At 70.9% G+C, this 24,020-nt stretch carries 22 protein-coding genes; 12 read left to right on the top strand and 10 right to left on the bottom strand.

What is annotated here, in order from left to right; all coding sequences use genetic code 11:
- The first annotated feature begins 112 nt into the window (after nt 1-112).
- The 9 genes from ACQPZW_RS17645 (at nt 113) to ACQPZW_RS17605 (ending at nt 7,160) form a co-directional block, all read left to right on the top strand.
- A complete protein-coding gene (locus tag ACQPZW_RS17645) occupies nt 113-904 on the top strand; it encodes a leucine-rich repeat domain-containing protein (RefSeq protein ID WP_433795983.1) in 792 nt (263 codons plus the stop codon).
- The gene (locus tag ACQPZW_RS17640) at nt 901-1,887 is read left to right on the top strand and encodes a phosphotransferase (RefSeq protein ID WP_433795982.1); all 987 of its coding nucleotides are present in this window, start codon (nt 901-903) and stop codon (nt 1,885-1,887) included. The genes ACQPZW_RS17645 and ACQPZW_RS17640 overlap by 4 nt, the downstream gene beginning before the upstream one ends.
- 199 nt (nt 1,888-2,086) lie before the next feature.
- Complete coding sequence (locus tag ACQPZW_RS17635; protein WP_433795981.1) at nt 2,087-2,242, top strand: hypothetical protein; 156 nt, start codon at nt 2,087-2,089, stop codon at nt 2,240-2,242.
- A gap of 204 nt (nt 2,243-2,446) precedes the next feature.
- Entirely contained in the window at nt 2,447-3,019 is a 573-nt protein-coding gene (locus ACQPZW_RS17630) for a hypothetical protein (protein ID WP_433795980.1), read from the top strand.
- Between the two features lie 9 nt (nt 3,020-3,028).
- Nucleotides 3,029-3,670 carry a DUF402 domain-containing protein gene (locus tag ACQPZW_RS17625; RefSeq protein ID WP_433795979.1) on the top strand — a complete coding sequence of 214 codons (642 nt, stop codon included), beginning with the start codon at nt 3,029-3,031 and terminating at the stop codon, nt 3,668-3,670.
- Nucleotides 3,671-3,776: 106 nt separating this feature from the next.
- Nucleotides 3,777-4,994, top strand: a complete 1,218-nt coding sequence (locus ACQPZW_RS17620; protein WP_433795978.1) for an anion permease — start codon at nt 3,777-3,779, stop codon at nt 4,992-4,994.
- A gap of 11 nt (nt 4,995-5,005) precedes the next feature.
- Nucleotides 5,006-5,287: a hypothetical protein gene (locus tag ACQPZW_RS17615; protein WP_433795977.1), complete on the top strand. Its 282-nt coding sequence runs from the start codon at nt 5,006-5,008 to the stop codon at nt 5,285-5,287.
- 5 nt (nt 5,288-5,292) lie between these two features.
- Entirely contained in the window at nt 5,293-5,598 is a 306-nt protein-coding gene (locus ACQPZW_RS17610; RefSeq protein WP_433795976.1) for a DUF3349 domain-containing protein, read from the top strand.
- An 89-nt stretch (nt 5,599-5,687) separates the two neighbouring features.
- Nucleotides 5,688-7,160: an MFS transporter gene (locus ACQPZW_RS17605; RefSeq protein WP_433795975.1), complete on the top strand. Its 1,473-nt coding sequence runs from the start codon at nt 5,688-5,690 to the stop codon at nt 7,158-7,160.
- A gap of 115 nt (nt 7,161-7,275) precedes the next feature.
- Here ACQPZW_RS17605 and ACQPZW_RS17600 read toward each other — a convergent pair whose 3' ends face one another.
- Nucleotides 7,276-8,574, bottom strand: coding sequence for an aspartate aminotransferase family protein (locus tag ACQPZW_RS17600; protein WP_433795974.1), 1,299 nt, complete (start codon nt 8,572-8,574; stop codon nt 7,276-7,278).
- 84 nt (nt 8,575-8,658) lie between these two features.
- Between ACQPZW_RS17600 and ACQPZW_RS17595 the strand changes: the two genes are divergently transcribed.
- Both ACQPZW_RS17595 and ACQPZW_RS17590 read left to right on the top strand, forming a co-directional pair.
- On the top strand, nt 8,659-9,327 hold the full coding sequence (locus ACQPZW_RS17595; protein WP_433795973.1) for a LysR family transcriptional regulator: 669 nt from the start codon (nt 8,659-8,661) through the stop codon (nt 9,325-9,327).
- Nucleotides 9,273-9,539 (top strand): LysR substrate-binding domain-containing protein, encoded by a 267-nt coding sequence (locus ACQPZW_RS17590; RefSeq protein ID WP_433795972.1) that lies wholly within the window; start codon nt 9,273-9,275, stop codon nt 9,537-9,539. The genes ACQPZW_RS17595 and ACQPZW_RS17590 overlap by 55 nt, the downstream gene beginning before the upstream one ends.
- 8 nt (nt 9,540-9,547) lie before the next feature.
- Here the strand turns inward: ACQPZW_RS17590 and ACQPZW_RS17585 are convergent, their stop codons facing one another.
- From ACQPZW_RS17585 to ACQPZW_RS17545, 9 genes are all read right to left on the bottom strand, one after another.
- A complete protein-coding gene (locus ACQPZW_RS17585; protein WP_433795971.1) occupies nt 9,548-10,021 on the bottom strand; it encodes an NUDIX hydrolase in 474 nt (157 codons plus the stop codon).
- The gene (locus tag ACQPZW_RS17580) at nt 10,018-11,226 is read right to left on the bottom strand and encodes a hypothetical protein (protein ID WP_433795970.1); all 1,209 of its coding nucleotides are present in this window, start codon (nt 11,224-11,226) and stop codon (nt 10,018-10,020) included. Before ACQPZW_RS17580 ends, ACQPZW_RS17585 begins: the two co-directional genes overlap by 4 nt.
- Nucleotides 11,227-11,238: 12 nt before the next feature.
- A complete protein-coding gene (locus tag ACQPZW_RS17575; protein WP_433795969.1) occupies nt 11,239-13,125 on the bottom strand; it encodes a ricin-type beta-trefoil lectin domain protein in 1,887 nt (628 codons plus the stop codon).
- Between the two features lie 37 nt (nt 13,126-13,162).
- Nucleotides 13,163-13,975 (bottom strand): carbohydrate ABC transporter permease, encoded by an 813-nt coding sequence (locus tag ACQPZW_RS17570; protein WP_433795968.1) that lies wholly within the window; start codon nt 13,973-13,975, stop codon nt 13,163-13,165.
- Complete coding sequence (locus ACQPZW_RS17565; RefSeq protein WP_433795967.1) at nt 13,972-14,820, bottom strand: carbohydrate ABC transporter permease; 849 nt, start codon at nt 14,818-14,820, stop codon at nt 13,972-13,974. The genes ACQPZW_RS17570 and ACQPZW_RS17565 overlap by 4 nt, the downstream gene beginning before the upstream one ends.
- Nucleotides 14,817-16,121: an ABC transporter substrate-binding protein gene (locus tag ACQPZW_RS17560; RefSeq protein WP_433795966.1), complete on the bottom strand. Its 1,305-nt coding sequence runs from the start codon at nt 16,119-16,121 to the stop codon at nt 14,817-14,819. The genes ACQPZW_RS17565 and ACQPZW_RS17560 overlap by 4 nt, the downstream gene beginning before the upstream one ends.
- A gap of 64 nt (nt 16,122-16,185) precedes the next feature.
- Nucleotides 16,186-18,228: an alpha-galactosidase gene (locus ACQPZW_RS17555; RefSeq protein WP_433795965.1), complete on the bottom strand. Its 2,043-nt coding sequence runs from the start codon at nt 18,226-18,228 to the stop codon at nt 16,186-16,188.
- 34 nt (nt 18,229-18,262) lie between these two features.
- Nucleotides 18,263-20,407: a carbohydrate-binding protein gene (locus ACQPZW_RS17550; protein ID WP_433795964.1), complete on the bottom strand. Its 2,145-nt coding sequence runs from the start codon at nt 20,405-20,407 to the stop codon at nt 18,263-18,265.
- A gap of 112 nt (nt 20,408-20,519) precedes the next feature.
- A complete protein-coding gene (locus tag ACQPZW_RS17545) occupies nt 20,520-21,536 on the bottom strand; it encodes a LacI family DNA-binding transcriptional regulator (RefSeq protein ID WP_433795963.1) in 1,017 nt (338 codons plus the stop codon).
- Between the two features lie 130 nt (nt 21,537-21,666).
- Here ACQPZW_RS17545 and ACQPZW_RS17540 point away from each other — a divergent pair, with 130 nt between their 5' ends.
- On the top strand, nt 21,667-23,925 hold the full coding sequence (locus ACQPZW_RS17540) for a putative bifunctional diguanylate cyclase/phosphodiesterase (protein WP_433795962.1): 2,259 nt from the start codon (nt 21,667-21,669) through the stop codon (nt 23,923-23,925).
- The last annotated feature ends 95 nt before the right edge of the window (nt 23,926-24,020 follow it).

Genomic DNA, 24,020 nt, shown 5'->3' with positions numbered 1-24,020 from the left:
GGCAGGGGGGCTCTGGCGGGTTCGATCACGGGCCACCGCATCGGCAACCGGACGCCGACCTGAAGGAAACCAGGGACGGTGCTCACCGGGCTGTCGTCGATATATTGCCGCCATGACGTCGGACGAGGCACAGCCACGGGTGTTCGTGAACCGCTTCGCCGGTGCGGTGGGGCCGGGGCCGCAGCGCCAGAGCCGGCAGATGTGCCGGTGCGTGGGCTACTCGAAACGGACCCGGCCGGTGGCGGTGGCCTTCCACGGGGAGCGCCAGGACACCGCGTCCTCCGGGTGGCTGCGGATGCTGGAGCTGATCGACGAGGCCGCCGCGGACGGGCGGGAGATGTTCCGGCCGCTCGTCGAGATGACCGCCGACCAGCGCCGGGAGCTGATCACGCTGCCGCGCGAGATCGGCCGGCTGACGAGGGTCAGACACCTGGTGCTGTACGGCAGCAATCTCGTGCGGATCCCGCCGGAGATCGGGCTCATGCGCAGCCTGGAGCAGTTCGAGCCGTACACCTCGTATCGCCTGCACTGGTTCCCCTACGAGTTGACCCGGTGCACGGCGCTGGCCGACAGCACGGTCAGCACCCGGGCGATCTACGGCAACTACAAGCACCGGCCCCCGTTCCCCGCGCTGCGCCCGGTCACCCGCGGCGACCTCACCGACCTCGACCCCTACCGGCACGGCACCGAGGGGGTACGCACGTGCAGCGTCTGTGACCAGCCCGTCGGCGACGAGATGCGGCAGGTGTGGATCTCCCTGCGCGTGGGCACCGACGTGTGGCCGCTGCTGGTGAACGCGTGCTCGCAGGCCTGCGTCGACGCGCTGCCCACGCCCGCCGACGGCCACGTGGCGACCCCGCACCCGGGCGGCCCGACCGTGGTCCAGCCGGACACCCGCTGGTGATCGTCCCGGAGAGCATCCGCGCCGAGCTGGGCGACCCGGTGCTGGTCCGCCGGATCCAGAGCAGCCCCCGCTCGGACGTGAGCGTGGTCGAGTTCGCCGGCCAGCCCGCCGTCGTCAAACGGGTCACCGGCGGCGCCGACGCCGATGACCGCTTCCGCATCGAGGTGGCGGCGCTGCGCTCGGCCGGACGGATGACGCCCGCCCCGGTGGCCGCGCTGCTCGCCGCCGACGAGGCCGAACGGCTCCTGGTCCTGGAGTATCTCGGCGGCGGCACGACCGCACGCCCGTGGTCGGTGGAGTACGCGACCGCCCTGGCCCGGTTGCACGGCGTGCCACCCGGCGACGACGTCCCCACCTACCGCCCGCCGACCGGTGCCGGCGCGTTTCTGCGGCTGGCCGCCCGTTTCGGCGTGCCGGTCCCCCGGTCCGTCGAGGCCGAGGTGCAGGCGTTACTCGACGGGCTGGCCGGTGACGCGCTGTTGCACGGCGACCCGTGCCCCGACAACGCCGTGGTCACCGGCACCGGTGTGCGGTTCGTCGACCTGGAGGGCGCCCGTCGTGGACCGGGCGCGCTCGAGGTGGCGTACCTCCGGACCGGTTTTCCGACCTGCTGGTGTGTCCGCGCCCTGCCACCGCGCCATGTGGCCGAGGCCGAGGAGGCCTATCGCGCGCTCCGGCCGGTCACGGCCGAGGATCTGGCCGACGCCTGCATCGCCTGGCTGGTCCAGGGTGACGCGCTGGTCCAGCGGGCCGAGCGGCACGGCCCGGACCACTTCGACCGCCTGACCCGCCGCGACTGGGAGTGGGGCACTGCCACCGCCCGGGAACGGCTGCTGCACCGCCTCGGCGTGGTCGCCGGCCTCGCCACCCACCGGCCGCGGATCGCCGAACTGGCCGGTCACCTGTCTGCGGCGGCCCGGTCCCGGTGGCCCGGGTCGTCCGCGGTCCCGGCGACCGCGGACAACCCGCTGGACCCCGCCTGAGCCGCGGCTCAGTCAGGTGGGCCGACGGGCCCGCCCTGAGCCGCCGGGCTGTCCGGCGCCCGGCCGGGGACGCGGCGACCGGGACGAGCAGCCCGAGACAGCGGTGCGACACGGGACGACCGCGGGGCCGGGTCGACCGAACGGCTGAAAGGTCAAGAAAGGCTCAAGGCCGACGGCGGTCGTGCCGATGCCAGGCACCATGCCGAAGTTCAAGATGATCGCGTTTCCGGAAGCCAGCGTTCTGGACCGTCGCGTCGCCGTGATCCTGCCGCCCCGGCATGTGTGGGTGCGGGGTGTGGACGAGGTGCCGGAACCCGCCGCCACCGGCCTACCCGAACTGACCGCGGCCGCGTAACCGATGGCCGCACGGCACGTGTGGGCCGCCGGACTGGTCCTCACCGTGGCCGGTTGCGGCACGGCGCCGGCCGACCCGACGGTCGCGGCGCCCACCCTCCCGACATCCGCATCCGCGTCCGCCTCCGCATCTCCGAGTCCGTCCCCCTCGCTCGATCCCTCCCCCTCCCCCTCCCGCTCTCCCTCGAGATCACTCGCGGCGTCCGTGGCACCTTCACGGTCCCCGTCGGCCGCGACGCGGACCAGCTCGGACTGGGAGATCACCGTCTACTACACGGCGGTCGAGGAGTTCCATGACGGAGCGCCGGAGCAGGTCACCGGCTGCCGCACGATGGACTGCTCGGATGGTGACGACGCCCTGGGCACCTACCCGGCCGACTTCGTCGAGGCGGTCCGCGACGAGGGCACCGGGCGCACCCGCTCGGGAAGATATCTCAACTGGTCGTACGACACCGGTTACTGGCTGGATTCGGCGCCGCGCACCAGCAGCGGCGGTTCCCTGGTCCCGTTCGTGTCGGCCGCGGCCGACCCGGGTGTGCTGCCTCGGGGCACCCGCTTCACCATCGCCGGCTGCGGCAGCCAGGAGGACGGCTCCACCGCGCCGGCCGCCGTGTGCTCGGCCCTGCGCGACGCCGACTGGACGATCACCGACGAGTTCACCCCGGGACTCGGCGGCCCCAAGCACCTGGACGCCTACATCGGCGAGGAGACCGGGCCCGGTTTCACCGACTCGCAGTGGTATCTCACGCTCACCGGCGCGCGCCTTCGGCTCCGATAGCCTCGGCACATGATCGTGCCCGGTGAGACCGTCTGGCTCCGTCATCTCCAGCGCCGCCGGCTCGGCCTCGTCGTGCCGTTCCGTGCGGTGGCCGACCTGGGCGACGCGGTCCTGCTGTGGGCGCCGCCGGACGCCGCGGCCTGGCATTTCACTCTGCCCGACGGCCGCGGCATGGGCCGGGTGCCGCTGCCGGAGTGGTCGGCCTCCGACCGGGTCCCGGTGCCGCACACCATCGACCACGGGGTGCTCAGCTGGCATCCGCGCGGGCGCGACTACTCGATCCGCTGGTTCTTCCGGCCGGACGGCACGTTCTTCCGGTGGTACGCGAATCTGGAGGCGCCACCCGCACTGTGGCGTCACGGCGACCTGACCGGCCTGGACACGACCGACTGGGATCTGGACGTGGTGATCGAGCCGGACCGCACGTGGCGCTGGAAGGACGAGGAGTTGTTCGCGTCCCGCCTGACCATGCCCGGGGCGTACTGGGTGGACGACGAGGAGCGGGTGCGCCGCGCCGGCCGGGAGGTGATCGCGCTGGCCGAGTCGGGCGGGTTCCCCTTCGACGGCACGTGGCGCGACTTCCGCCCCGACCCGGCGTGGCCGGCCCTGCCCCGTGAGCTGCCGGGCGGCTGGGACCGGATCGAAACCTGATCCCCGGTGAGGGCTTCATGAATTGATGAATCCATGAGCTCCAATTGCTGCCGAACTCTTCCGCGCGACCGTTCCGGGCGGTCGGCCACGGCGTGACGATGACCGTGTGACCGAGACGACCGTCATTCTGCTGCTGGTGGTGATCACCGCACTCGGGTTCGACTTCACCAACGGCTTCCACGACACCGCGAACGCCATGGCCACGTCGATCGCGACCGGCGCCCTACGGCCCAAGGTGGCCGTCCTGCTGTCCGCCGTCCTCAACCTGGTGGGCGCGTTCCTCTCCGTGGAGGTGGCGCTGACCGTGACGAACGCGGTCATCCGCATCCAGAGCTCCGACGGCACGCCGAAACCCGACCTGGTCGCGGACGGTGGCAGTGCGCTGCTGCTGATCGTGCTGGCCGGCGTGATCGGCGGCATCCTGTGGAATCTGCTCACCTGGCTGCTCGGCCTGCCGTCGAGTTCGTCGCACGCGCTCTTCGGCGGTCTGGTGGGCGCGGCGATCGCCGGTCTCGGATGGGCCGGCGTCAACTGGACCGGCGACGGCTCCAAGCTCGACGGCGTGGTCGGCAAGGTGGTCCTGCCGGCGATCATGTCACCGGTGATCGCCGGGGCGGTGGCCGCGGCCGGGACCTGGCTGATCTACCGGATCACCGTGGGCGTGGCGACCCGGTTCACCGACAACGGGTTCCGCTGGGGACAGATCGGCAGCGCCTCGCTGGTCTCGCTGGCGCACGGCACCAACGACGCGCAGAAGACGATGGGCGTGATCACGCTGGCGCTGATCGCGGCCGGCGAGTGGACCCGGGCCGGCGAGATCCCACTGTGGGTGAAGGTCTCCTGTGCGCTGGCGATCGCGCTCGGCACCTATCTGGGTGGCTGGCGGATCATCCGTACCCTCGGGAAGGGTCTTGTCGAGATCGCCCCGCCGCAGGGCCTGGCGGCCGAGTCAGCCGCCGCCGCCGTGATCCTCTCCTCCAGTCACCTGGGCTTCGCGCTGTCCACCACGCACGTCGCCACCGGATCGATTCTGGGGAGCGGCGTCGGCCGGCCGGGCGCGAGGGTCCGTTGGGCGGTCGCCGGGCGGATGGTGACCGCCTGGCTGATCACACTGCCCGCGGCCGCGGTCGTCGGCGCGCTGATGTGGACGGTGGCCGACCTGATCGGCGGCACGGCCGGCGCGGTGACGATCTTCGTGGTGCTGCTGGCACTGTCGGCGTTCATGTGGCTGCGCTCGCGCCGGGCCCCGATCGACCACAACAACGTCAACGACGAGTGGGACGCGCCCGTCTCCGGCCGTGAGCCGGCCGGCGCGGCGAGCTGAGGAGAGAGCGCATGCACAATCTGACCCTGGCCTTGGAGGGCGCCTGGAAGGTGCTGCTCGTCGGCCTGATCCTCGGTGCGGGACTGCCGGCCCTCTTCGCCGTCGGCATCCGATCGCTGGCGTACGGCGCCGACGGCCCCACCCGCAGGCCGGCCGGCACGATCGCGGGGTACGTCTGCTTCGCCCTGGTCCTGCTCGGGGTGCTGTTGGGAATCACGTTCATCGTGGCGTCCGGTCTCGGCAAGCAGCTCTCCTTCGACGGCGTGCTTCCGACGATCACCGACAAGGGGTGACCGCGATGAGCGAGGAGCGGTCGAGTTTCGTGAGACGCGCCGTCGGGTGGCTGCGGGCCGGCTATCCGGAGGGCGTGCCGCGTCAGGACTACGTGGCGCTGCTGGGCGTGCTGCGCCGCAAGCTGACCGAGGACGAGATCCGTGGCATCGCGGCGAGCGTGGCCGGACAGCACGACCCGATCACGCCGAGTGACATCGAGGAGATGATCAGCAACACGGTTCTGCAGGACGCGAGTCCGGAGGACGTGGTCCGGGTCTCGGCTCATCTCGCGGCGGGTGGCTGGCCGCTCGCCGATCCCCCGGCAGAGTGAAACGGAATGTGATGTAAGCAACCGTTTACTTCGCCTCGACGCTGTCGATAATAAGTCAGCAGCTGTTTACTACTAGCGTCGAGGACACCATGACCCCAACCATCGAGAAGCGCGGCACGGGCGGCGGTCTGCTGGTGCTCTACCTGGCGCTGGGCGGCCTGGCCTTCGCCTGTCTGCAGTCCCTCGTCTCCCCCGCGCTGTCCACCATCGGCCACGAGCTGAAGGTGTCGACCAGCGATGTCAGCTGGATCGTCACGGCGTACCTGCTGTCGGCGTCGGTCCTCACGCCGATCCTCGGGCGCCTCGGCGACATGGTCGGCAAGCGCAGGATGCTGATCGTGGTGCTGACGATCCTGGCCGTCGGGTCGATCGTCGCGGCGCTGGCGACCAACCTAACCGTGCTGATCCTGGGCCGGATCCTGCAGGGTGCCGGCGGCGCGATGATGCCGCTCTCCATCGGCATGGTCCGCGACGAGCTGCCCCGCGAGCGGGTAGCTACCACGGTCGGCATGATCTCGGCGATCTTCGGGGTCGGCGCCGGCATCGGCATCGTGGCGGCCGGCCCGATCGTCGAGCACCTGTCCTGGCACTGGTTGTTCTGGCTGCCGCTGATCCTGGTCGTGATCGCCCTGATCGGCGCGGTCTTCGGGATGAAGGAGTCCCCGGTCCGCACCCCCGGCAGGCTGGACGTCCTCGGTGCGACGATCCTGAGCGTGTCGCTGGTCGGCCTGCTGCTGGCGATCAGCAAGGGCCAGGCCTGGGGCTGGGGCGCACCCGAGACGATCGGCCTGCTCGCCGCCGGAGTCGTCGGCCTGGTCGTGTTCGTGCTGGTCGAGCTACGGGTCAAGGAGCCGCTGATCGACATGAGGCTGATGCGCATCCGCGGCGTCTGGGCGACCGACCTGGTCGCGCTGATTCTCGGGTTCGCCATGTTCGGCACGTTCCTGCTCGTCCCGACGCTGCTGCAACTGCCGGCCGCCACCGGCTACGGGTTCGGCAAGTCGGTCTCCCAGGCCGGCCTGTTCCTGCTGCCCACGGTCGTCATGATGGTGGTGTTCGGCCCGATCGCCGGCCTGCTCAACCGCAAGTACGGCCCGAAGGTCCCGATGCTCCTCGGCTCGATCCTGGTGGTGGCCGCGTTCGCCATCCCCGCCCTCGGGCACGGCGAGATCTGGCAGGTGCTCGCGTCCGGGCTGCTGACCGGCGCCGGCATCGGCTTCGCGTTCGCCGCCATGTCGAACGCGATCATCGAGAGCGTCCCGCCGTCCCAGACCGGTGAGGCGACGAGCGTCAACGCGATCGCCCGGACCATCGGCAGCAGCATCGGCACGGCCGTGGTCGCCGCGGTGATCACCTCGAACACCACGCCGCAGGGCCTGCCCACCGATGCGGCGTTCACCGACGGGTTCTGGGTCTGCGCCGGCGTCGCCGTCCTCGCGATCGTCGCGGCGCTGCTCCTGCCGGGCGCGCGCAAGCGGCACGAGCAGGCGGTCACCGCCGGCGTCACCGACGTGCCGGACGAGCCGGACGAGATCCACGTCCTGCATCGCGCCAACGCCTGACGGACCTTCGGCCCTGCCGCCCACGGCCACCTCCGGCGAAGCCGTCGCATCGACGGAGGTGGTCGTGGTAACGGTCGTGCTCATCGTCCTCGGGCCGCCCCGCCCCGCCCGTGGCCTAGGAGCCGGTCACCTCGCCGATCGCCTGATCCAGGATCTCCAGGCCCAGATCCAGCTCACCCGTCGTCGAGGTGAGCGCCGGCGCGATCCGGAACACCCCGCCCATCCCCGGCAGCTGCACCACGTTCATGTGCAGGCCCAGCTCCAGACAGCGACGGGTGACGGCGGCGCCGATCTCGTCCGCCTGACGGCCCCCGTCCGCGACCAGCTCGAGCCCGATCAGCAGACCGCGGCCACGCACGTCACCGATCACCCGGTGCCGGGTGGCCGATTCGAGAAGGCCCTTGCGGAGGTACGACCCCAGCTCTCCCGCCCGCACGTCGAGCCGCTCGGCCGTCAGCACGTCGAGCACCGTGTTGCCGACCGCCGCCACCAGCGGATCCGACACGTGCGTGGTGAAGAACAGGAAACCCCGGTCGTGGGCGGCCTGCTCGATCTCGGGGCTGGTCACGACGGCGGCCAGCGGCAGACCGGCCCCGAGCGTCTTGGACAGGGTCAGGATGTCCGGGACCACCCCGTCACGCTGGAAGGCGTACCAGTCCCCGGTCCGGCACAACCCGGTCTGTGCCTCGTCCAGGATCAACAGCCCACCACGCGCGTGGACCCTCTCCCGCAGCGCCGCGAGATAGCCCGGCGGCAGGTCGATCACCCCGCCGGAGCTGAGGATCGGCTCGACGATGCACGCCGCGAGGCTGCCCACCGACTGCGCGTCGAACAGCTCGAACGAGAAGTCCAGCTGCCGCCGCCAGTCGAGCTCCCCGTCGGCGGTGGTGAAGTCGGGGCGGAACGCGTTCGGCGTCGGGATCGCGAAGTTGCCGGGGGCGGCAGGACCGTACCCCTTGCGCCCGGAACTGTAGGTGGCGCTCGCCGCCGCCTGCGTCATGCCGTGCCACGACCGCGCGAACGAGACGATCTCGTGGTTGCCGGTGACCAGCTTGGCCATCCGGATCGCCGCCTCGTTGGACTCGGCGCCGGTCGTCAGCAGCAACACCTTGCTCAGCGGCTCGGGCAGCGACTCGGCCAGGCGGCGGGCCAGGTCGACGACCGGCCGGCTGAGCATGCCGCTGAACAGATGGTCGAGGGTGGCCGCCTGCCGCTGGATCGTGTCGACCACGGCCGGATGCGAATGCCCGAGGATGGCGCTCATCTGCCCGGACGTGAAGTCCAGGAGCTTACGGCCGTCGGCGGTCCACACGAAACTGCCCTCGGCGCGCTCGATGATCTCCGGCACGAAGCTGCTCGCACCGATGTAGCGGACCAGGTGACGCTCGGCGTCGGACCAGAAGGAATCAGACATGCTCCGACGCTAAGAACCCGCCGAGCGTCACGTCCATCTCACATTTGCGCCGCTGCTGTTAAGCGCAGCCGTACAGTCCGGTTCGTGACCCTCAATCCGTGGCGTCTGCGGCTGCTCGTCGACCTGGCCACCTACGGCACGGTCCGGGCCGTCGCCCAGCACGGCAACCTGAGCCCGTCCGCGGTCTCCCAGCAGCTCGCCACCCTCGAGCGGGAGACCCGGACCACGCTGCTGGAGCGCACCGGCCGACGCGTCCGGCTCACCGCCGCCGGGGTGCTGCTCGCCGGCCGGGCCCGGGAGATCCTGGCCCTGATGGACGCGGCCGAGGCCGAGTTGCGCGGTCTGGCCGACGAACCGGCCGGCACGGTCACGCTGGCCGCCTTCCAGAGCGCCGTGCACACCCTCGCCGAGCCGGCGATCACCAGGCTGGCCGCGCTGCACCCGGACGTCACGGTGGTGCTGCACGAGCTGGAACCGCACCACAGCATGCCCGCCCTGCGCCGCGGCGACGTGGACGTCATCATCACCACGACCGACTTCGCCGGCGCCGAGCTCGACCCGGCGATCGACCTGGTCCCGATCGCCGCCGACGAGATCGTCCTGGTCCTGCCACCGGATCATCCGCTCACCGCATACGAGGCGGTGCCCGTGCACGCGTGCGCCGACCAGCGCTGGACCTTCGAGGCCCCGGCGCCTACATGTCCGAACTGGCCACCCGCCTGTGCCGGGAGGCCGGCTTCGAGCCGTTGGTGATCTGCCGTTTCAACAACTACATGCTGGCGCTGGGCCACGTGGAGAAGGGCCGCTCGATCACACTCCTGCCGAGCCTGGCCGTCGATCCCCGCTACCACGTCGTCACGCGGCCCCTGAATCCACCGGTGACCAGGCGCATCATCGCCGCCGTCCGCCGCCCGCCCACCCCGCGCCCGGAGATCACCGCGGTCCTGACCGCGCTGCGCTCGTGAACCCGCTGTCAGTGGCGCAGCAGGCCGGTCACCGGGATCGGGGGGACGTGGCCGGTCGGCGGGAGCGTCAGGGCCAGAGTGATGCCGATGTCGACCAGAGCGGAACGCGGGCGGGACCGCACCTCCGACAGCGGCGTCCACTGCGGCTCGGCGGTGTCGCCGTTGGGCTCCGGGCGCAGCGTGCCGCCGACGATCCGGAGCCGGTAGAAGACACCGACGTTCTGGTGGTCGGCGGTGCGCTCGACACGCTCGGCGGCCGGGATGACCCGGGAGTCGACACCCAGCAGGCGCTCGACCACGGCCTCCAGCCCGGTCTCCTCGGCGACCTCACGGATCACCGCGTCGAACGGGTCTTCGTACAGGTCGACGCCGCCGCCCGGCAGGGTCCAATGGGTGGCGCCGTCGTGCGGGGACACCCAGCGGGCCAGCAGCACCCGGTCGTCCTCGATGCACACGCCGTAGGCGGCCAGCCGAAACGTCACGACGTCGCCCCGGCCCGGGCGGACCACCGGCGGCGGATCAGCGGCAGCCACGGCAGAAGACCGATCACCAGCAGGATCAGCAACAGGGGTACGCGCCACCCGGCGCCGATCACCGCGACGGGCGCCGCGGGTGGTGTGGTGGTCCACGGGCGGGCCGTCTTCGACCAGGCCAGGAACGCGTCACCGATCGGCACCAGCCCCAGGGCGTACCGCTTGGTGCGCAACGTCGTCACCGGCAGCCCGGCGAGCTCCCCGAAGTTGGCGAGCGCCCCGGCCAGCGCGTGGTCGCCCTGCGCCTGGGCCGCGCCGAGGGCGACCACCGTCGTGGACAGGCTGATGCCCCGGATCAGCGGGCCCGAGTCGACGTCCCCGGTGCCGTCGACGCCGTGCGGGTACTCGCGGATCGCCGGGCCCAGCCACAGCGGCCGGTCCAGGAACTCGTCCCGGAACAGCAGGTACTGCTCGCGGGCGAACACCGGATCGACGTCCACCAGGAACCGCTGGATGATCGCCTGCGAGGTGCCGCGGGACCCGTCCAGCAGAGCGCCGGTGGCCGGGTCCACATAGTGCGGGAGCAGCTCGGTCGCCGGGTCGAGGAGCCCACGGGCCCGGGTCACCCAGCGGTCCACGGTCGGCGCGAACCGGGCGCCGGCCAGGCGCAGCGAGGCGACCGCCACGGTCGAGTCGCACGGCCAGGCCTGGCCCGGGTAGGCGGTGAGGAACGGGGACGGCGACGCGTCGAAGGCGGCGGCCAGGATCTGCGAGTCGGCGTCGAAACGGGTCCGCTGGGCGGGGTCGTCGCGCAGCGTCAGCAGGCCGCCGCGCAGCCAGTTGGTCCAGCCCGCGTAGAAGACGCCGTACGGCGGGATCGCCGACGCGTCGAACGGGGCACGGCCGGCCGGCGACTCCATCCGGGACAGCGCCCACGCCGCCTCGTCCGCGGCCCGCTCCGGCTCGACGCCGCGTTTGCCCAGGTCGACCCAGGTCAGGCCGTAGAGGGCGTTGAGGAAGAGATAGCCCTCGGGGAAGAGCTCCTGCGCTTCACTGTCGGCGCCGCCCTCCAGCCTTTCTCGTAGGAACGCGAGTTGTAGCCGTACCCCCGAAGGCTCTTGATCCGGCGACGTCGCCGGAGCGACGAGCCGGACCGCTCCGACCACCGCGAGGGCCGTCAGGAGCACAGCGAGAGCCTTCCGGAGCACGGACATCGGCACAGGATGTCAGATCTGCGTCTTGATCCAGCGCTGGGCGCTGGTGTTGTTGCAGGTGTAGAGCTGCGGGCGGACGTTGCTGTTCGGGCTGCTGCCGGGGATGTCCAGGCAGCGGCCGGACTGCGGGTTGAGCAGGCTGCCGTTCGCGGTGTGCTGCCAGCGCTGCGCGGGGCCTCCGTTGCAGGTCTCGAGCTGGATCACCGCCCCGTTGGCGGTGGCGCCGCCGAGGACGTCGAGGCACAGGTCGTTACGGGTGAGGATGCGCTCGCCGGAGTGGATCCACTGCTGGGCGACGGTGTTGTTGCAGGTGAACGTCTGCGGCCGCACGGTACGCGTGAAGTTCGACTCGGGCACGTCCAGGCATTTGCCGAGCGCGCTGGTCAGCGTGACCGTGTAGGTGGCGGTGTCCCACAGCGGGGTGCCGTCGCGGCGCAGGACCAGGTTGCCGTCGTCCTGCAGCCGCAGGGTGGCCGGGCCCTTCCCGGCCGTTGCGGAGGCCCAGATCGCCGGGTTGGCGTAGGCGTCGCCGGCCTTGACCGTGTGGTCGCGGGTGTGGTCGTAGAGGACCAGGTTGCCGTCGTCCTGGCTGGTCAGCCGGTACGCCTTCTGGCCGCCCCGGGCCCACAGCACCCGGTTGCCCTCGTAGAGGACCAGATTGCCGTCGCCCTGCATCCACAGGTGGTACCTCCCGTTGTCCGAGCGCAGCGCCGAGCCGCGGAACAGGGAGCGACCGGGCGCCAGGGTGGACGGCCACGGGTCGCCGCGCAGGGCCACGCCGACGTCGGTGTACATCGGCTCGCGGGGAACCCCACCAGCGTCGCGCAGGCCGAACGCGCACTCACCGGGGATGTCCGTGCAGATCTGCCGGGCCGGGTCCGGGCTCTGGAAGGCGTAGATGAACAGCGGGCCGGCGTACGACCGGGTGCGCCAGTTGCGGACCCCCTCCTCCAGGGCGTCCCGGACGTAGCGCAGTGCCAGCGGCTCACGCGGCCCGAGTGTGGAGAAACCGAACTCGGTGGCCCAGATCTTCTTGTTCCCCTGGCCGTGCCGTTTCAGCACGTCGTGCAGGGCGGCCGCGCCACCGCACTGCGGGTCGCCGTCGGGGCCGAACCCGGACCAGAACCGGTACCAGATCGTCCCGGTGCAGGTGGTGCGGGAGAAGGTGGGCAGGTGGCCGCCGCCCATGTCGGGATACGGGTGGTAGGTGACCGCGTCGAACGTGCCGCCCTTGCCGAGGAGGTAGGCGTGTTCGAGCCAGTCGGCGGCCTCGTTGTCGTTGCGGATCGGGCTGACGGTGGTGTCGGCGTCGCCCCCCGCGGACCCGCCGGCCAGAACCACACAGTCGGGGCACTTCGCGTCGATCACCTGGTGCGCGATCTCGACGAGCCGCCAGTAGCGACCGGCCCGCTGGGCGAGGCTGTTGTCGCCGTAGTTGCCGAACGTCGTGATGTTGGGCTCGTTCCACACCTCGTACGCCTGCACCTTGGGCCCGAAGTGCTCGACGGTCGCGGTGACGATCGCCCGCCAGTCGTCGTCGCTCGTCGGGAACCAGTTGTGCGCGTCTTGGTGGCCACCGGCCCAGTCGGGCGCGTAGTCGAGGATGAGCAGCACGCGTACGCCCTGCTCGTAGGCGGCGTTGACCCGGTCGTCGAGTCGTCCGGCGTTCCACTGGATCTCGCCGCCACGCTGCTGCTGGATGAGCTCCCAGAACAGGTCGAGGCGCAGGATCGGCGTCTTCGGGCCGAGGTACTCGTCCATGTCCGCGATGCGGCCGACGGCGGTGTCGGCGTCACCGCCGTCGGCGAAGCCAACGTCGTCGGCGGTGAAGACGTAGGGGTCGGGAATCGGTTCCGCGGCGATCGGCGCCGCGGGCAGCATCAACAGAGCTGCCAACACGTGAGAGAGCACAGAGAGATTTATAGCGATGAGATCGCTACTTCACCGCCCCGCTCGTGATGCCGGCGATGATCTTCCGTTGGGCCACGGCGAAGGTGACGACCAGCGGCAGGCTCATCAGGATCACGTACGCGAAGATCAGGTGCCAGTTGTTCAGGTAGAGGCCGGCACTGGCCACCTGGAACAGGTTGAGCGGCAGGGTGTCGACGCGCCCGCCGATCACGAAGAACGCGTAGAACACGTCGTTCCAGACGTAGAGGCAGATCAGGATGGTCGCGGTGGCCAGCACCGGGCGCAGCAGGGGCAGCACCACCTGCCGGAAGACCGCGACCGGTCCGGCGCCGTCGATGCGCGCGGCCTCTTCGAGAGCTTCGGGGATGGTACGCACGAAGCCCGTCACGAAGAAGATGACCGTGGACAGGTAGATGCCGACGTACACCCCGATCATCCCGGTCACGGTGCCGGCCAGGCCGAGCTGGCGCAGCAGCAGGACGACCGTGACGACGGCCGGCGGCAGGATGATCCCGCTGATGCCGAGCGCGTAGAGGATCGCGGTGAGCCGGGTCGAGCGCCGGGCCAGCACCCACGCCGCCATCGAGCCGATGACCAGCACGATGGCCACGGTCGGCACCACGATGATCATGCTGCCGAGGAACGCGGCCGGGATGTCGGCGTCCACCCACACCTGGCGCAGGTTCGCCCACAGGTGCCACGACGTCGGCGGGGTGAGGTCCGGGTCGACGGCCTCGCCCTGCGACTTGCCGGCGGTCGCGACGACCAGCCAGAGCGGCACCCCGATCACCACGGCGACCAGCAGCAGCGCGACGACCGGTTGCAGGCGGCGGGTCACAGGATCTCCTCCCGTTTGCGGAGCACGTGGATGACCGGGAACGCCATCAGCGCGACCAGCAGGAACAGCACCAGGCTCATCGTGGTGGCCTGGGCGAACAGGCCCTGCCCGAAGGTCCGGTAGATGAAGATGTTGAGGATCTCGGTGGTACGGGCGGGGCCGCCGCCGGTGGTGGCCTGCACGATGTCGAAGCCGTTCATCGACCCGAGCAGTGCCGTGGCCACGTTGAACGTGACCGCCGGCGCCAGGAACGGGACCCGCACCGACCAGAAGGTCCGCCACTGCGAGGCGCCGTCGATGTGCGCGGCCTCGGTCACGTCGAGCGGGATGGTCTTGAGCCCGGCCAGGTAGATCAGCATGGACAGGCCCATCCACTTCCACGCGTGGATCAGCGCGACGACCAGGATCGTCCACGTGGTGTCGGCGAGCAGCCCGGTGCCTTTGAGCAGCGCCTGGAAGATGTAGCCCACGGCCAGCGCCGACATCAGCACCGGGATCAGGAAGAACACCCGGGCGACCCGGTTGACCAGGGTGTCGCGCTCCAGCAGGACGGCCAGGCCGAAGCCGAACAGGTTCTGGAAGACCGCGACCAGCACCGCGTAGACGATGGTGATCCGCAGCGACCGGAACAGCGTGCCGTCCGAGGTGAGCTGTACGAAGTTGTCGAACCCGACCGGGTTGATCGCGGCTTTGAAACCGGACCAGTCGGTGAACGCGTAGACGAAGTTGAAGACCGTCGGCAGGAAGAAGAAGACGAGCAGCAGCACGTACGCCGGGACGAGGAACCAGAGGGGGTGGGTGCGCCGGGTGATGGAACCCGGCGCGCCCGTGGAGAACGTCGTCACTTCAAGTAACCAGCAGCCTTCGCGAGCTGAACGAACTGGTCCTGGGTCGCGGTGGCGACCTGCTGCGGGGTCATCGTCCCGGCGATCATGTCGGCCAGGTTGATGTAGAGGTCGGGGTTGGCCACGGCCAGGGCCTGCATGGAGCCGACCGCGGTGGGCAGTGACGCGTGCACGTCGAGCAGCGCCTTCGGCACACCGGCCGGGCTGGGCACGGCGGGCTCCAGCGACACGGTGTTGCGGTCGGTGACGAAGGCCTGGTAGCCGGGACCCATCCAGTAGGCGAGCAGCTGGCGGGCGGCGGCCTCGCGCTTGGCGTCACCGGTCTTGAACGCGACCAGGGCGTTGGACTGGTCCGGGATGAACGTGCCGACGTTGCCGGACGGCGAGATCGGGAAGAAGCCGATCCTGGAGTCGAGGGTGGCGGTGTCGGCCTTGGCCTGGAGCTGTCCGAAGAACGAGTTCACCTGCACCACCATGGCCGCCTTGCCGTCGAGCAGTGCGGTGCCCTGGTCCTCGAACTTGGCCGTCTTGATATCAACATTGAACAGTCCATCCTGAATCAATTGTTGATACGTGTTGATCGCGTCAAGGATCGTCTTGTCGCTGAACTTCTCCTGACCCGTGTTGACGCGCTCCCACAGTCCGGATTTGGCGGCGTCGGCGAGTTGCACCTGCACCCACCACTGGGTGGCCCACCGGTCGGCGCCCATCTCGTAGAACGGCGTGACACCTTTGCCCTTGAGCGTCTTGGCCACGGTGATCATCTCGTCGAAGCTCTTCGGGGTCGAGGTGATGCCGTTGGCCGCGAAGACCTCCTTGTTGTAGTAGACGCCCTCGACCGCCGGGCTGGTCACCAGCGCCGCGTACCGGGTGTCGTCGAGCAGGCCGGTGATGTCCTTCAGCGCCGGATCCAGCTTCGGGAGCCAGGGCGCGCCGGTCAGCGGCTGCAGGTTGGTCCGGGCGTTGATCGCGGTCAGCATCGACGCGGTGGGCTGCCAGAACGCCAGGTCCGGCTTGTCGCCGGTGGCGACCTTGGTCTGCACGCTCTGCTCGTACGGGTCGGGCACCGTGACGACCTCGACCGTGGCGCCGGTGGCCTTCTGGAACCCGTCGACGACGGCCTTGGGCACGGTGTTGCTGTTCTGCGCCGCCCAGATGACGAGCTTCACCCCGTCCAGCTTGGCGGACGGGTCGGCCCAGGTGACGGCCCCACCGCCGGTCTCGGGCGCGGCGGACGGGTCGGAGCAGGCGGCCAGCCCCAGAGTGAGGGCCGCGCCGAGGGCTATCCAGCGTTTCATCATGATCCTTCAGTGAGAGAGGGAGGGTGGTGACAGAGGGCGAGGAGCGGGGAGAGGAGACACGGGGTCAGGAGGCGGGGACGCGAATTCGCAGGATCCGGGCGGCATACGGCTCGTCCGGGCCGGCGGCGACCGTGAGCGAGCCGGTCTCGCTCGTCCAGCGGTGTGACCAGGCGGGCGCCCGGTCCGGGTAGAGCACGTCGACGTCGACCGGTCGCCCCCGCAGATGATCGAGGTCGAAGGTCATCTCGGCAACGGCTCCGGGACGCCGCCAGAGACCCAGGTAGGTCGTGTCGCCGGTGTGCAGCCCCAGGGCGAGCCAGGTGTCGTCCCAGCCCGGCAGCCCGAGCGGCCACACCGGCACCGCGGTGGCCAGGTCGGCCCGGATCGCCCGGAACGTGTCCACCCCGTCCCGGACCAGCCGCTGCTGATCCGGGCTCATGGCGTCGAGCCGGCCGGACAGGTAGAGCCTCCCGAGCAGCCCGGTGCACATGGTGAAGGCGATCTCCGCGCCGGTCATGTCCGGCTGCGGGTAGGCCCAGCTGGCGGCCTGCTCGGGCAGGATCGACAGCGGGGCCGACACGGCGATCGGCGGGTACCGGCGGAAGTCCTGCTGGTCGCTGGTGGACTGCAGGTGCATCCGGCTGAGCAGCGCGTAGTCGGCGCGCATCCCGCCGGACGCGCAGTTCTCCAGGATCAGGCGGGGGTGGCGGGCGAGCACCCCGTCCAGCCAGGCCAGGTGGGCCCGGTTGTGGTCGAGCAGGCCGGCCCCGGCGCTGTGGGTGCCGAGGTCGGTGCCCGTACCCGGGTCGATGTTGTAGTCGAGTTTGAAGTAACCGGCACCGAACTGCTCGACGAGCCGGTCGACGACCTCGTCGAGGTGTGCGACCGCCGCCGGGTGCCGCAGGTCGAGGTGGTAACGGCCGTGCTCGACCAGCCGGATGCCACCTCGCTGCAGGAAGGCCTCGGCGGGCAACTTGTCGGCCATCGGGCTGCGCACGCCGATCACCTCGGGCTCCAGCCACAGGCCGGGGATCATGCCGTGCGCGCGGATCCGGTCGAGGACCTCCTCGAGGCCGCCGGGGAAGCGGGTGGTCGAGGGCTGCCACTCCCCCACGCTGTCCCACCAGGTGGTGTCGTTGTCGTACCAGCCGGCGTCGATGCAGAAGACCTCCGCCCCGGCCGCCGCCGCCGCGTCGATCAGCGGCAGCAGCTTGACCGTGGTCGGGTCGCCCATCAGCGTGTTCATGTAGTCGTTGAAGATCACCGGCAGCGCCGGATCGGGCTGCCGCAGGGCGCGCCGCTGGTTGGTGAGGGCCGCGACCGCACCGTGCACGCCGTCACCGACCGCGATCGAGGCCGGCACCGTGGTGAACGACTCCCCCGGCGCCAGCGGCTGCTGCCACTGGTGGTCGATGTCGTTCGGGCCGGTCAGCGCGAGGTAGGCCCCGCCGAGTTGCTCGCCGGTCTCCCAGCGCCACGGCCCGTTGTGCTCGACCTGCCACGCCACGGCGGCGCCGGTGACCCGGTCGGCGAGCACCCCGGTCGGCTGGTGCGCGCCGGTCGACCAGGTTCCGGTGCTGGTCACCGCGTACCGGCCGCGGCCGTCCTGGCCGTGCATCCGCAGATTGAGGTCGGGCACCGGATCGCGCAGCGGCCTCCGGGTCCAGCGGCCCTCGCCCAGCCATTCGCCGTCCCCCGCGACCAGGTCCAGGTCGTCGACCGGGCCGAGCCCGAGGGCGAACGTCGTCACGCCGAGCAGCAGAACCGGCGCCGGGCCGTCGTTGATGATCGTGGTCCTGGCCCGGAGACCGGTCGGGGTGGTCGTGCCACGCGGATCCGCGCTGAGCACCACCTCCGCGGTCAGCCCGCTCTCCGCGTCGTGCAGCCGGAGACGCAGTTCCCGCGTACCGGGGAAACCGTGGGCGAGCCGGAACCGCCGGCCGATCACGGTCTGCGAGAACCGGGCCGAGACGTGCCCGCGGCCGCTGCCGGCGGTGAGCACCTCGACGATCGGCTGGCTCGCGGCGCCGGTGGCGTTCGCGAGACGTGCGGTGACCGGCCCGTCGGCGGGGGTGTCGATGACGAGCGGACCCCAGGCCAAGCTCACTGGCTACTCCTCAAGATGTGGTCCGGTGTGGCGTTCAGCCGAGTACGGCGGCGATCTGGATGCGGTCGATGTTCGGGGCGTAGCCGGAGGAGGCGTTGCCGAACGTGATCGTGTTGGCTCCGGCGGCCAGGTCCACGTCGACGACCGTGGTGCGGTAGGTGTTCCAGGCCAGCGTGTTGCGGAAGTAGTGCTTCCTCGCCGTGCCGCCGTTGACGCTGATCTCGGCGTACCGGTCGACGATGTTGTTGTTGTAGGCGTGGTCGCCGACCACCTCGGCGTTCGCGTAGGTCACGACCAGCCGGTAGCGGCCCGCGGCCGGGGCGGTCACCCCGTTGAACCGCAGTGTGTTGGCGCTGCCCGCGCCGACCCAGCCGACGTGGTTGCCGCCGGAGGCCGCGCTGTCGGCGGTCACGACCGCGGTCCCGCCGCGCGTGTTGGCGCTGCTCTCCGCCTCGTAGGCGGTGACCGTGCCACTCGTGGCGGCGAGGCCCAGGTAGTCGAGGTTGACCGCGTCCCGGTCGTCGGAGGCGGAGGCGTTGTACTCGACGCGGCTGATCCCGGCGGGCAGGTACACCTTGGTGGTGACGGTGTTCCAGGTGTTCCAGTTCGCGGTGCCGGGCAGGGCCACGTCGGTCAGGTCCGAGCCGTTGACCCGCAGGCGGATCGACCGGTTGGCGGGCGCGCCGGTGTAGGGGCCGGCGCTGTAGCGCAGGCTCAGGTTGTAGTAGCCGTCGGACGGGGCGGTCACGACGAACTTCGTCGAGGCGGTGCTGCTGGCGCCGTACCCCTCGGTGAAGTAGGTCCCGGAATATCCGGTGTTGGTGCCGTAGGCGATCCGCGCCGAGCCGCCGAGGGCGGCATATTCGGCCTCATAGCGGTTGGTCACCGCGGCGGTCAGGTCCTGGTTGGGCGTCAAGATGATCTGGTACGCCGACTGCCCCTTCAATCCGGTGAGAGGTATCGTCGCCTGCCCGTTCGTCGCGCTGAAGTCCCCCTCCGACACGACGTAGGGGCTGCCGGACGGGTTGGTGCCGGTGTTGTCGACACCCCAGACCGTCGCGTGCACGGTCGACCCGAGGTAACCGGGCACACCCCGGACCACGACGTTGGTGTCGTAGGTGCCGGAGGCCGGGTTGTTGCCGCCGAGGATGATCCGGGCCTGCTTCTTGGCCGAGTCGACGGCACCGAGCCCCTGCAGCGCGCCACCGGCCGACGGCGGGCTGACCGCCACCGTGTTGCCGGTCAGATCGCCGTACCACTTGTAGAGCCACCAGCCGCCGGTGGCCTGGTTGTTACGGGTGACCAGGTCGTTGAGGCCGCCGGCGGTGGTCCAGTAGGCGAGGCACCCGTCGACCTTGCTGTTCTCGAACTTGGCCACGTACTGCACCAGGTTGCCCGGCACTCCGAGGTCGCCGTTGATCCGTGCGTACTCGTTGATGGTGATCGGCCGCGCGCTGATCCCGAGGCTCGTCTCGATCGCCCGGTAGTCGGCGTAGTGCAGGTGCCAACTGGAGTAGAAGTCGTCGCCGAGCTCGTGCCAGGCCATCACGTCGGGCAGCACGTTGTTGTCGCGGGCGAAGGTGAGGAAGGTCCGCAGATCCGCCGAGCGGTAGGCGGCGAAACCGGGACCGGCGATCCGCGCGGACGGGTCGATCGAGCGGATCCGCTGGTAGACGGTCTTCCAGTCGGCGAGCAGGCCGCTGAGGTTGCCGCCGTACCAGATCTGGTCGGGCTCGTTGAACGGCACGTAGACGTACGAGCTGCGGTACGGGTCGGCGATCACCTTGCGGACCTGGGTCTCGACCTTGGCCAGATAGTCGTTGATGCCGAGCTTCTCGTACGGCCACTGGGCGTAGACGTCCTGCATGTAGATCTGGATCTCGCGTCCGCCGGCGCGCTTGAACATCGGCGCGATCCGCAGAGCGTCGCCGTTGGGGTGCTGCAGGCCGTCCGGCGCCTTCTGCGCGGTGACCTGGGGCTTGAGCGCGGCGAGCATGGTCTCGTTGGGGATGCCCTCGTCACCGAGGCCGTAGAGGAACCCGGTCGCGCCGTAGCGCAGCGCGCCGGTGCTCGTGGCGAGGTCGAAGGTGATGGTGGACGGGGCGGCTTGGGCGGGCAGGGCGGTGAGCAGGCTCGCGGTCGTGGTGGCGACGACCGCGGCTGCCATCTTTCGTCTCATGGCGCTCCTCTGTCCGGGGTTGACAGTTATCCATGTGACCGGTCACACGCGTGAGGACGAGGACAGTGTGACCGGTCACACGTCGCGACCGGAAGAGCGTGTTACGGTTTTGTTACCTAGGTGTGGCGGTCGACTCCCGGACCACGAGGTGCGGCACCTGCGGCTGCACGATCGGCTCACCCGCCAGCTGCGACACGCACGCCCGGCCCAGCCCCTGGAAATCCATCCGCACCGTGGTCAGCGCCGGCGTCCAGAAGGCGGCGCCCGGCACGTCGTCGAAACCGATGATGCTCACGTCGCCCGGCACGTCACGGCCCGCCTCGTACAGCGCCCGGCGCACGGCCAGAGCCGTGTCGTCGTTGCCGCACAGGATCGCGGTCACCGCCGGATCGGCCGCCAGCTCCCGCCCCGCCCGATGCGCCGACACCACGTCCCAGCCCGCGGCCACCACCTCCGGCACCTCCCGGCCGGCCCCGCGCAGCGCGTCACGCCACCCGCTCTGCCGCGCGCTGGCCCGCGCCTCGGACGGGATCGCCACGTGATGCACGGTGCGATGCCCCAGCTCCAGCAGATGCCGGGTCGCCTCGGCCGCCGCCTGCCGCTCGTCCAGGAACAGCATCGGGCGGGTCGCGCCGGACAGTCCACCCGCCTCGGTCGCGGCCACCACCGGCACCTCCTCCGGCAGCGCGCGCACCACGGCCGCGCCCGCCGGGTCGAACGCCACCACCACCACACTGCCGGCGCTCGGGTCGCTCACGTAGTCGGCGGCCTGACGCACGTCAGCGGCCGCCTCCGACTCCACCACCCGCACCCCGACCGCGAGCCCGAGCAGCCGGCCCGCCTCCTCTACGCCCTGCAGGACACCGGCATAGCCGTACAGCGTGGTGTTGGCGGTGACCACGGTGACCGCGTTGGCCCGCCCCGAGCCGAGCGTCTGCGCCGCCCGGTTCGGCCGGTACTTCAGCCGCTCCATGGCGTCCACCACCACCTGCCGGGTCTCCGGCCGCACCCGGGGCGAGTTGTTCAGCACCCGCGACACGGTCTGGTAGGAGACCCCGGCCGCCGCCGCCACGTCCCGGATCTGGGGCCCGGGTTCCCGTCGCCGGCCCGGCCGCTCGTTGTTGTCCACGCACTAACTTGTATCGGAAACGAGCTGTGCCGTACGTCCCGCCCCCGTGCCGTGCCGGAATCCTCAGATCAAAATCAGCCGTGCCGATCCTCGACTTGCGGCGGAAATCGAGCATCACGGGGGAGGCGACGTGGCAGTGGCAACGTCTCCTTCCCGCTGGCGTTCCTGGTACGTGCCGTTCGCCGTGCTGATGGCGGTGGCCGACGTGCTGCTGATCGTTCTCGGCACCCGGTACGGCTTCCACCGGCTCGTGGTGTGGGTGCCCGCGGTCTGCGGCGTCGCCACGGCGGTGGTCGCGTTCACCGTCACCTCCCGCGACACCGACGGGCCGCTCGCCGTGTTCTGGCGGCGCGTCGCGGTGGCGATGGGCGCGGTGCTCGTCGGGTCGGTCAGCCACACCGTCGACGTCGCCGTGATCCCGTTCGACGGGATGCCGCCGCTCGGCGCGCGCACCCTGCTCTGCTACGTCGTCGGCACGCTGCTCGCCATCATCGCGCTGCTGCGCCTGCCCAGCGGCGGCCGCAGCTGGCGCCAGCTCACCACCGCCGTGCTCGACCTCGCCGTGGTCGCGGTGACCGCCGGCGTGGCGGCCTCGGAGTATCTGGGCTGGGCCGTCGACCGGTTCGGCGGACAGGCCCCGGCGTGGTGGCTCAACCTGGCCATGGTCGCGATCGGTGTGGCCGGCGTGACCGTCGTCGTCAAGATCATGTCAGCCAGCCGGAGCCCGGCCGCGCGAACCGCCCTGTGGTGGCTGTCCCCGATCGGGATCGCCGGCCCGCTGTCGATGATCCTGATGACCGCCTTGCTGCCCTGGCCGCACCTCAACGGCAGCGCGGTGGTGCTGCCGTTCGTCGGGCTCTTCGGGACACTGGCCGCGCACGCCCAGCAGCGGGCCCGGGCCGGGCGCCGCGCCCCCTCGGCACGGGTCGCGCATCCGGCCGTCTACCGCCGCGGCGCGGCCGTCCCGCTCTTCGCCACCGGGATGACCAGCCTGCTCGTGGGGACGGTCTACTTGAGTACCGGACACCTCAGCACGGTCCAGGTGGCCGGCACCACGCTGCTGCTGCTCCTGGTGGTGACCCGGCAGGCGTTCGCGCTGGCCGAGAACGCCACACTGCTGGAGACCGTCGCCCATCAGGCCATGCACGACGAGCTGACCGGGTTGTACGGCCGCCGGTCGTTCACCGCGGCCGTGGCCGCCGCCGAGGGCCCGCACACCGTCGTGCTGATCGACCTCAAGGACTTCCGGTCGATCAACGACAGCCTGGGCCCGGGCGCCGGCGACGCGCTGCTGACCGGGTACGCCCGGCGGCTCACCGCGATCACCGGCGAACAGGCCGTCGTGGCCCGCCTCGGCGGGGACGAGTTCGGCCTGCTGCTGCCCGGCACACCGGACGCCACCGCGGACACGGTCGCACGCCTGGTCGCCGCCGGTGACGAGCCGCTGAGTGCCGCCGGACACGAGGTGGTGGTCGAGGTGTCCATCGGGATCGCCGACGACACCGACCTGTACCGGCGGGCCGAGATCGCACTGCGGGACGCCGCCGGCCACGCCGACGCCCGGGTGGTCCGCTACGACGCCTCGCTGGAGCGGCAGCTCAACCAGCGCGCGACGATCGCCGCCGACCTGCGCCGGGGGATGAGCACCGGCGAGTTCCACATGGTCTACCAGCCGATCGTGGCCCTGCCGCACGGCCTGATCACCGGCGTCGAGTCGCTGATCCGGTGGACCCGCGCCGACGGCCGGACGATCTCGCCCGCCGATTTCGTGCCGGTGGCCGAGGAGACCGGGCTGATCGTCGAGCTCGGCGAGTGGATCGTCGACGAGGTCTGCGCGCAGGCTGCCGACTGGCGCCGGCGGTACGGGGCCGAGGCGCTGGGCTCGGTGGGCGTCAACGTGTCGGCGCGCCAGCTGCTCGACCCCGGCCTGCCGGACATGGTCGCGGCTGCGCTGGCCCGCCACGGTCTCCCCGCGGAGCAGCTCACCGTCGAGATCACCGAGACCGCGGTGTTCGGCGGCGGCCGTGCGTTGGCGTCCGTGCAGGCGCTGTCCGAACTGGGCGTGCAGATCGCCCTGGACGACCTCGGCACCGGGCACTCGTCGCTGGGCCTGCTGCGCACGTGCCCGGTGGACGTGATCAAGGTCGACAAGTCGTTCGTCGACGGGCTCAACGGGACACCGCACCAGGAGGCGATCGCGGGCGCCATCGCCGACATCGCCGAGAAGATGGAGCTGAGCACGGTCGCCGAGGGCGTGGAGCGGCCGGAGCAGGCCCGGCGCCTGTTCGAGCTGGGCTACCGGCGGGCGCAGGGCTTCCTCTTCGCCCGGCCGATGTCCGCCGAGGCCATCGACGAGCTGCTCGATCCGGGAGTCGGCATCGCGGCCTGACGGCCCCTATACAGGAAGTGATGCCCCGAATGCGGCTCTTACGTCGATTCGGAGCGGATTGCTGCGCTAGACCCCTATAACGGGTATAGGCCAGA

Source organism: Actinoplanes sp. CA-252034, from assembly GCF_050956125.1.
Taxonomy (GTDB): Bacteria; Actinomycetota; Actinomycetes; order Mycobacteriales; family Micromonosporaceae; genus Actinoplanes.
The sequence above is the reverse complement of the archived record's forward strand: the minus strand, read 5'-3'. Positions and strand labels throughout refer to the sequence as shown.

Coding starts and splice junctions, on each gene's coding strand:
- ACQPZW_RS17645 (WP_433795983.1), top strand. CDS start 113: ATGACGTCGGACGAGGCACAGCCACGGGTGTTCGTGAACCGCTTCGCC.
- ACQPZW_RS17635 (WP_433795981.1), top strand. CDS start 2,087: ATGCCGAAGTTCAAGATGATCGCGTTTCCGGAAGCCAGCGTTCTGGAC.
- ACQPZW_RS17625 (WP_433795979.1), top strand. CDS start 3,029: ATGATCGTGCCCGGTGAGACCGTCTGGCTCCGTCATCTCCAGCGCCGC.
- ACQPZW_RS17615 (WP_433795977.1), top strand. CDS start 5,006: ATGCACAATCTGACCCTGGCCTTGGAGGGCGCCTGGAAGGTGCTGCTC.
- ACQPZW_RS17610 (WP_433795976.1), top strand. CDS start 5,293: ATGAGCGAGGAGCGGTCGAGTTTCGTGAGACGCGCCGTCGGGTGGCTG.
- ACQPZW_RS17605 (WP_433795975.1), top strand. CDS start 5,688: ATGACCCCAACCATCGAGAAGCGCGGCACGGGCGGCGGTCTGCTGGTG.
- ACQPZW_RS17600 (WP_433795974.1), bottom strand. CDS start 8,574: ATGTCTGATTCCTTCTGGTCCGACGCCGAGCGTCACCTGGTCCGCTAC.
- ACQPZW_RS17590 (WP_433795972.1), top strand. CDS start 9,273: ATGTCCGAACTGGCCACCCGCCTGTGCCGGGAGGCCGGCTTCGAGCCG.
- ACQPZW_RS17580 (WP_433795970.1), bottom strand. CDS start 11,226: ATGTCCGTGCTCCGGAAGGCTCTCGCTGTGCTCCTGACGGCCCTCGCG.
- ACQPZW_RS17560 (WP_433795966.1), bottom strand. CDS start 16,121: ATGATGAAACGCTGGATAGCCCTCGGCGCGGCCCTCACTCTGGGGCTG.
- ACQPZW_RS17550 (WP_433795964.1), bottom strand. CDS start 20,407: ATGAGACGAAAGATGGCAGCCGCGGTCGTCGCCACCACGACCGCGAGC.